8 protein-coding genes and 1 pseudogene are annotated in these 6,108 nt (G+C 44.4%); all 9 read left to right on the top strand.

The genetic code is table 11. The features are described from left to right. Nucleotides 1–188: hypothetical protein (locus tag D7Y06_RS26735; RefSeq protein ID WP_207667357.1), on the top strand; the 188-nt coding region annotated here is incomplete at its 5' end. A gap of 148 nt (nt 189–336) precedes the next feature. Next, nucleotides 337–972 carry a DUF6033 family protein gene (locus tag D7Y06_RS23520; RefSeq protein ID WP_120409958.1) on the top strand — a complete coding sequence of 212 codons (636 nt, stop codon included), beginning with the start codon at nt 337–339 and terminating at the stop codon, nt 970–972. Between the two features lie 16 nt (nt 973–988). Further along, nucleotides 989–1,558: a DUF3879 family protein gene (locus D7Y06_RS23515; protein ID WP_120409957.1), complete on the top strand. Its 570-nt coding sequence runs from the start codon at nt 989–991 to the stop codon at nt 1,556–1,558. 172 nt (nt 1,559–1,730) lie between these two features. Next, nucleotides 1,731–2,444, top strand: a complete 714-nt coding sequence (locus tag D7Y06_RS23510) for a hypothetical protein (protein WP_120409956.1) — start codon at nt 1,731–1,733, stop codon at nt 2,442–2,444. Between the two features lie 13 nt (nt 2,445–2,457). Beyond that, nucleotides 2,458–2,742 (top strand): hypothetical protein, encoded by a 285-nt coding sequence (locus D7Y06_RS23505; RefSeq protein ID WP_158591480.1) that lies wholly within the window; start codon nt 2,458–2,460, stop codon nt 2,740–2,742. A 207-nt stretch (nt 2,743–2,949) separates the two neighbouring features. Continuing rightward, entirely contained in the window at nt 2,950–3,954 is a 1,005-nt protein-coding gene (locus D7Y06_RS23500; RefSeq protein WP_158591479.1) for an Rpn family recombination-promoting nuclease/putative transposase, read from the top strand. 101 nt (nt 3,955–4,055) lie between these two features. Further along, nucleotides 4,056–4,643 carry a hypothetical protein gene (locus D7Y06_RS26230; RefSeq protein WP_158591478.1) on the top strand — a complete coding sequence of 196 codons (588 nt, stop codon included), beginning with the start codon at nt 4,056–4,058 and terminating at the stop codon, nt 4,641–4,643. 295 nt (nt 4,644–4,938) lie between these two features. Further along, nucleotides 4,939–5,355, top strand: a complete 417-nt coding sequence (locus D7Y06_RS23490; protein ID WP_158591477.1) for a GNAT family N-acetyltransferase — start codon at nt 4,939–4,941, stop codon at nt 5,353–5,355. Between the two features lie 234 nt (nt 5,356–5,589). Continuing rightward, a pseudogene (locus D7Y06_RS23485) lies at nt 5,590–6,072 on the top strand (relaxase/mobilization nuclease domain-containing protein); the annotation flags it as partial. Nucleotides 6,073–6,108 lie beyond the last annotated feature (36 nt).

The raw sequence follows: 6,108 nt of genomic DNA, 5'->3' as shown, positions 1-6,108 counted from the left end.
TGTTCATTGAGCGTCTGCCGGTGCTGCACCAGCATTTCCATCCTCTCAGAAAGGGGGGGAGCACCTGCGGCTCGCTGTTTCCCTGTGCGGGAAACCCATATACTGGAAATTCTGCACTGCCTTTCATTCCCGAAAAGCAGCCGTTTCGTTCCCTTCCCCCGAAAAACGGAAAATTTCTGCCGATATAAGAAGTGAATGCCAATATGGATTGAGGTGATGGAGGGCATGAACGGTATAGAGACGGCAAGGATCCTGCGGGAGGCTGGTGCAAAAGCGGCAGGGGTTTATCCTGTCGGTGATGATGAAAAATGAAAAGGAGAGAGGGAGATGATTAGTATGGCAGTTTCAGGAATAACGGATTACGCAAACACATGTGCGGCAAATTACGCCGATGTCACGAAAGGCGCAAAAGATACAGCTCCCCCGCAGCAGACCACGGAGGAATACATAAACGGTCTGGAAAAAAAATATGGGATAAAGATTTCCCTTGTGGATTTTACAAATGAGAGACAGTCGGATGCCTATGTATATGGGAGCCAGGGGGGAAACAATTTGGCAATCGCTCCCAATATTGCCGAAAAAATGGCAAAAGACCCCGCATTTGCGGCGAAATATGAGCAGGTGATTGCGGATGTCCCGAAATCCACGGAGGAAATGAAATCCCGGATTGCTGGCCTTGGGGGAGAAAATCTGGCCTGCGGTGTTTCTATTGATAAAAACGGGAAAGTTTCCTATTGGAGCGTAAGCAGGTATCACAGGGATACACGGCAGGGAACGGATTATAAAAAGATATTGCAGGAGCAGTTAGAGGAAAAGCGGGCAAAGAAGAAAGAGGAGGAAGCCTTAAAGGAGAAAAAACTGGCAAAGGCGGAATCCGTGGAAAAACTGATGGAACAGATAAAGGAGGGAGCAAGCCAGCCTGTGAAATCGCAGGAAGAAGGCAAGGGCGCACAGTTTGATTTGGCTATATAGAAGGAGGGATTTTATCATGCGTATAGGAAATAACAGCCAGGGAATCTGGCAGCTTCTATCAAGGATGAACGGAGACAAAGCAAACATGAATATGCCTTTCACCGGGGCAAAGCGTTCTAATGCGGGCGGCAGGAACACTTTGGAGGATTTTCTTACCGGCCACCGTAAAAATTCTTATGGAGTGGAAGGGATGTGCGTTACCAACAATCCCAATGCGAGGAAGATTATCAAAGTATCTGATGAGATGAAGCAGCGTGTTTTTAACAGCGTAAAGGAAGCATTTTATAAATACAACGGGATGTCGGGGGATAATGAGGCTGAATGGGAAGAAATGGCCCGTGCAAAAAACAATTATTATAAAACATTAAAGAAAGAAGACAGGGCAGCGGCGGCATGGACTTTGGGGCAGTTGGAAATAAGCATCGGAAGAAAGGCGGCCAGTGCAGTGAAAGAAAAAGTGCCCGGCTGGACCCATGGCAAACCGATTCCGTCTGATGTGCTGGATGAAATTTTTGCAGACGAGAGCATTACATCAATGGTGTTCGGGAAATCCGGCATGGCGGAAGGGCTGGATTTGAAAATATAATCTTTATACCTTATTCGGCAGAGGCGGAAAGCTATGCGCCTCTGCCGGGGGGGGGGGGGACGGCCCGGACTTATTACGGGGGCAAGTGCGGTTCTAAGGAACTGTTAATAAAGGACAGAGAGACCAAAGGTGAGATAAACAGTAAAAAATTTTGAGATAGGAGGACAAAATTATGGAAATTTCAGGAATTGGAAGCGACTACAATAACGTGTACCATGGTACATACGCAACGCAGAAAAATGAGGCGCCAAAGAAAGCGGAAACGAATGAAACTGCACCATCACAGGGGGGAAAAGCAAAGGATACTGGGGAAAAGGCGGCATCAGCTTATTATTCTTATTTGCAGAAAAATTATGACTGTATGTCCAAGGGCAATGTGACGGTATCCAGCGAGTACCTGAAGAAGTGTTCGGGAGATTCCAAAAAGGCGAAGGAACTGGAAGATTTCCTGAAAAAGATTCCGGAGCTGGAAAAGCAGGGGTATGAACAGCTTTCCGCCCGGAACAAGGCTTTAGGGGGGACAGTGACCTATTACCAGCAGACATGGATGGTAGGTAAAGATGGCAGCATACAGAGTACGGTATATTCTGTAACCGAAACAGGGATGACTAATGCGGAAAGAATGAAGAAGAGCATGGATGAGCGTCTGGAGAAGCAGAAGGAAAAGAAAGCGGAAGAAGAAAAAGTTAAGGAGCGGAAAGAGGAAAAAGCGGAGCAGGCTGAAAAGCTGGATGGAGGCACAGAGAAGATTTCTGCGCCGGAAGCGCCGGGGCAGGAGATTACGGTCAGGTATGTGGAAGCAGAATCCGAGATGGAGGCAAAGGCGATGATGCAGAAAGAAAAGCTGGAAGATGCGTATTATCCTAAGTTTGACAGGAATATCTAGTATAGAACCTGATGTGGAGAAAGGAATATTTCGGGGAAGGCCGCAGGGTTTTGAGGGAAAAAATGTCTGCGGCAAAAAGAATGGAGCGAACTACAGGTCTTTAAGGCGCGGACGTGAAAGAGCAGGTCTGCCATGCGTTCATGGATGCAGTCAGCGGGAAGAACAGCGGGCGGCTGAAACAGGAAAAAGGCAGCCTGAATCAGTTCTGGCTGGGTTTGGGGATTTCCCCCTCACAAGGGATACCCTGAACGGGACCTGGGATTATTATGCGCTGTTTCTGATAAGTGATATTAAATAAGATAAAATTTTTCTTGCATAATTTACCAGAAAGAGGTATTCTAATTTTATCAAAAGGCATTCGTCTTTTTATGATCTTCATATAAGAGATTCTTATATGTAATGTGCAGCGATGCTGCATCCGGCGCTTTCGCCAAATAGTTCACACACTCCGCTATGGCGGAAAATCGTATTCATTTACCAGTCAATTTACAGGAGGATATTGCTTATGGATTATGCAGAAAACGGGAAAACTACAGAGACACGGAAATTTCGCAGGCTGGAGGAACTAAACCTTTTGGACGATTTTTTGTTCCAGGAAATGGTTGCAAGCCCGGAGGTGGGGGAGGAATTCTGCCGGATCCTTCTGCGGGTGATCCTTGGAAAGGAAGTCCGCAAAGTGAGGGTCATTCCCCAGCGGGCGGTGCAGGGAGCTGGCACAAAACGGCACGGCATCCGCCTGGATGCCTACATAGAAGACGTATCCAGGGAGGAGGTCATGGGTGAGTTGGACATGCTGGATGCAGAGGTAGTGCAGGGGCAGGATATCTATGACTTTGAGCCAAACAAGGTACGAGAAAGAGAGCGGCTTCCCAGGAAAATGAGGTATTACCACGGATTGATCGACACGAAATTGTTAAAGGCCAGCGTGAGCTATGAAAAACTCCCAAATGTGTTTATCATTATGATCCTGCCCTATGACCCCTTTGGAAAAAACCGGATGGTATACACCGTAAAAAGCCAGTGTGTGGAGGATAACACGGTATCTTATGAGGATGGGGCGGTGAAACTGTTTTTGTATACAAAAGGAAAGGCAGGAAATCCTAGCCAAAACTTAATTGATATGTTAAAATATATTGAGAGATCAACTGTGGAAAACATCATCAACCAGGACATCAAGCGCATAGATGAACTGGTGAGGCATATCAAGAAAAGTGAGGAGGTTGACACGAACTATATGAAATCGTGGGAATGGGAAAAATATATCGAAGAGGCTGCTACGGCCAGAGGATTGGCCAGAGGTTTGGAAAAAGGATTAGAGCAGGGATTAGAGCAGGGATTAGAGCAGGGATTAGAAAAAGGGTTGGAGCAGGGATTGGAGCAAGCAATGGTTAAGGTTATTTTAAATATGCATGAAAATGGCTATACTTCCCAGCAGATTGCGATAGTCACGGAAAAGACACCAGAGGAAGTCCGGGCAGTCATTGAAAAAAGAACTGCCGTATTGGCATAATAAGCTGCGAAAGAGAATTGCGGTATAGTAAGATTGTGTAAGGCATGTTAACGGCTGTAGAACTTTGTCCGTTATATAAAAGGTAAAAAGGATTTTGAGGATTGAAGTTTATAGTATCGCAGAAAGCCACGGAGGGCATACAGACCATTCTTGTGGAAAAAGAGGACACGAATTATAATAATAACAGTTCTAGACAGCATATGAAGTATGATGATAAGGTAGACCGTTATTTCAGCACATACGACCTGAGTATTTTAATGCATAATGAGGAGAGTTATCTGGAAGGGAAGATTGATTCCTCTGGCGATGTGGATTACTATTCTTTTCATTATGGAATGAGGGATGGTTATGATGTCTCTGGCATTGTTACGGAGGCTGCATTCCAACTTGAAATGCTGTTGCCGGAGTATGACTGCGACTTGACCATATATGACAATAAAGGCAATCAGGTAGGGATAGCAAAAAATATGGGCAATGGCATAAAAGAAGTGACCCTGCCAAACTGGGGATTGGACAATTACGACTATATTATTAAAGTGGAAGGCGGTAAGGGAGAAGGGCTGGAAATCTGTCCCTATCGGATTAGTGTGAAAGAAACCCGGACAATGCTCATGTACGGTAAAGAAGCAAGCAACCGAAAACAAGAGATAGGCCGCCAGCACCACACTATTCCGAACCAAAGAAGCTAAAGACCAAAAGACAAGCATTGTGGAAATGTGCATAACAGGCTATGGAATCATGGATAACTCTATTCACAGCACATGGAAAAGCTAAAGTGCAGCTTTCCTACGTCCTGCAAACAGAGTTACCCACAATTCCATAAGATAGCCAGTTATACACATTACCAGCAATGCCGACTAATACGAAATCCCATTCGCAAATCTATCCAATTTTGTTTTATAAGTGCAAAAAATCTATTTCATTATGGGGAATGAAGTGCTATAATAAAGTCAACGACAAATCGGAATTGTAGGAATGATGAAAATGATGATTGAAATACACGATGATTTAAACGCTGATGAATATAACAAATTAAGGGTAGAAGTAGGTTGGGAAATAAAAAATCCACTAATTGTCGAAAAAGCTATAAGAAATAGTACAATTATAAAAAAAGCAACATATGATAATAAAATAGTTGGCATGGCCAGAGCCATTGGAGATGGTATGTCATATCTTTTAGTTGACGTAGTAGTTAGTTCAAAATATCAAAAACAAGGAATAGGAAAAAAGCTTGTAAATTCAATAATAGATGATATAAAAAATGAAACTATGACTGGAGAATATAGTACTATTAATTTAATATCAATTAGAGGTATGGAGAAATTTTATAAGAGTTGTGGATTTGAGGTAGTGCCATTTGGATACAATGGTAAAGGAATGAGAATGAAGATTGAAAAATAGACATACGAATTTAGGTTTGTAGAATTGTAGCCAGTTCAAAATTGAATAACAGCCGTATATACAGAGCGGCACATTGAAACAGGAAATTAAGAAAAGGTTTCCTGTTTTTTTGCACCCATTTTTGGCATTTTGAAAAATCACCGTCATTTTTGCTTTGCGTGGTGTTGTAGGTAGTAGGGGGAGAAAAATCACCGCATAGCTGGCAGAATCCACGCCGCACAAACAGGAATACCCCCGGAGGAACTGGAAGCCGCCCTTGCCGCCGCCAGTGCCGGACTGCATGAAGTGACCGGGAAACTAAAAGCCGTGGAAAGCACTTTGCGGGAGAAAAAGGACTTGCAGAAACAGCTATTAGCCTACATCAAGACCAAGCCGGCCCGTAACGGATTGCGGGCGCAGAAAACGGAGAAAGCCCGGAGAGCCTACCGGGAGCAGCACGAAAGCGAATTTATCATTTCCGAATCAGCCGCCCGGTATTTCAAGGCACAGGGAATCTCCAAGCTGCCAGCGTCCAAAGTCCTATAAGCGGAGATTGAGCAGCTTATGAGGGAGAAGAACAGCCTTTACAACGAGTACCGGGAAAAGAGGGAGAAAACAAAGGAATTGCAGACCGTCAAGGGCAATATCGAGCAAAGTCTTGCCAGTTCGTTGATGCTGGAATACCCCCCAATACGGAAAAGCAGGGAGTGTAATATAAAGTGTGTAAGTTACCGGTAACAAAAACTTACGCACTTTATTTTTATGATAAAGTGC

It is taken from the genome of Roseburia sp. 1XD42-69, from assembly GCF_003612565.1.
Taxonomy (GTDB): Bacteria; Bacillota; Clostridia; order Lachnospirales; family Lachnospiraceae; genus Roseburia_B.
This window is presented reverse-complemented; position numbering and strand designations above follow the sequence as displayed.

Bases quoted from the DNA above. Each gene is read 5' to 3' on its own strand.
- D7Y06_RS23520 (WP_120409958.1), top strand. From the start codon at position 337: ATGGCAGTTTCAGGAATAACGGATTACGCAAACACATGTGCGGCAAAT.
- D7Y06_RS23515 (WP_120409957.1), top strand. From the start codon at position 989: ATGCGTATAGGAAATAACAGCCAGGGAATCTGGCAGCTTCTATCAAGG.
- D7Y06_RS23510 (WP_120409956.1), top strand. From the start codon at position 1,731: ATGGAAATTTCAGGAATTGGAAGCGACTACAATAACGTGTACCATGGT.
- D7Y06_RS23500 (WP_158591479.1), top strand. From the start codon at position 2,950: ATGGATTATGCAGAAAACGGGAAAACTACAGAGACACGGAAATTTCGC.
- D7Y06_RS23490 (WP_158591477.1), top strand. From the start codon at position 4,939: ATGATGATTGAAATACACGATGATTTAAACGCTGATGAATATAACAAA.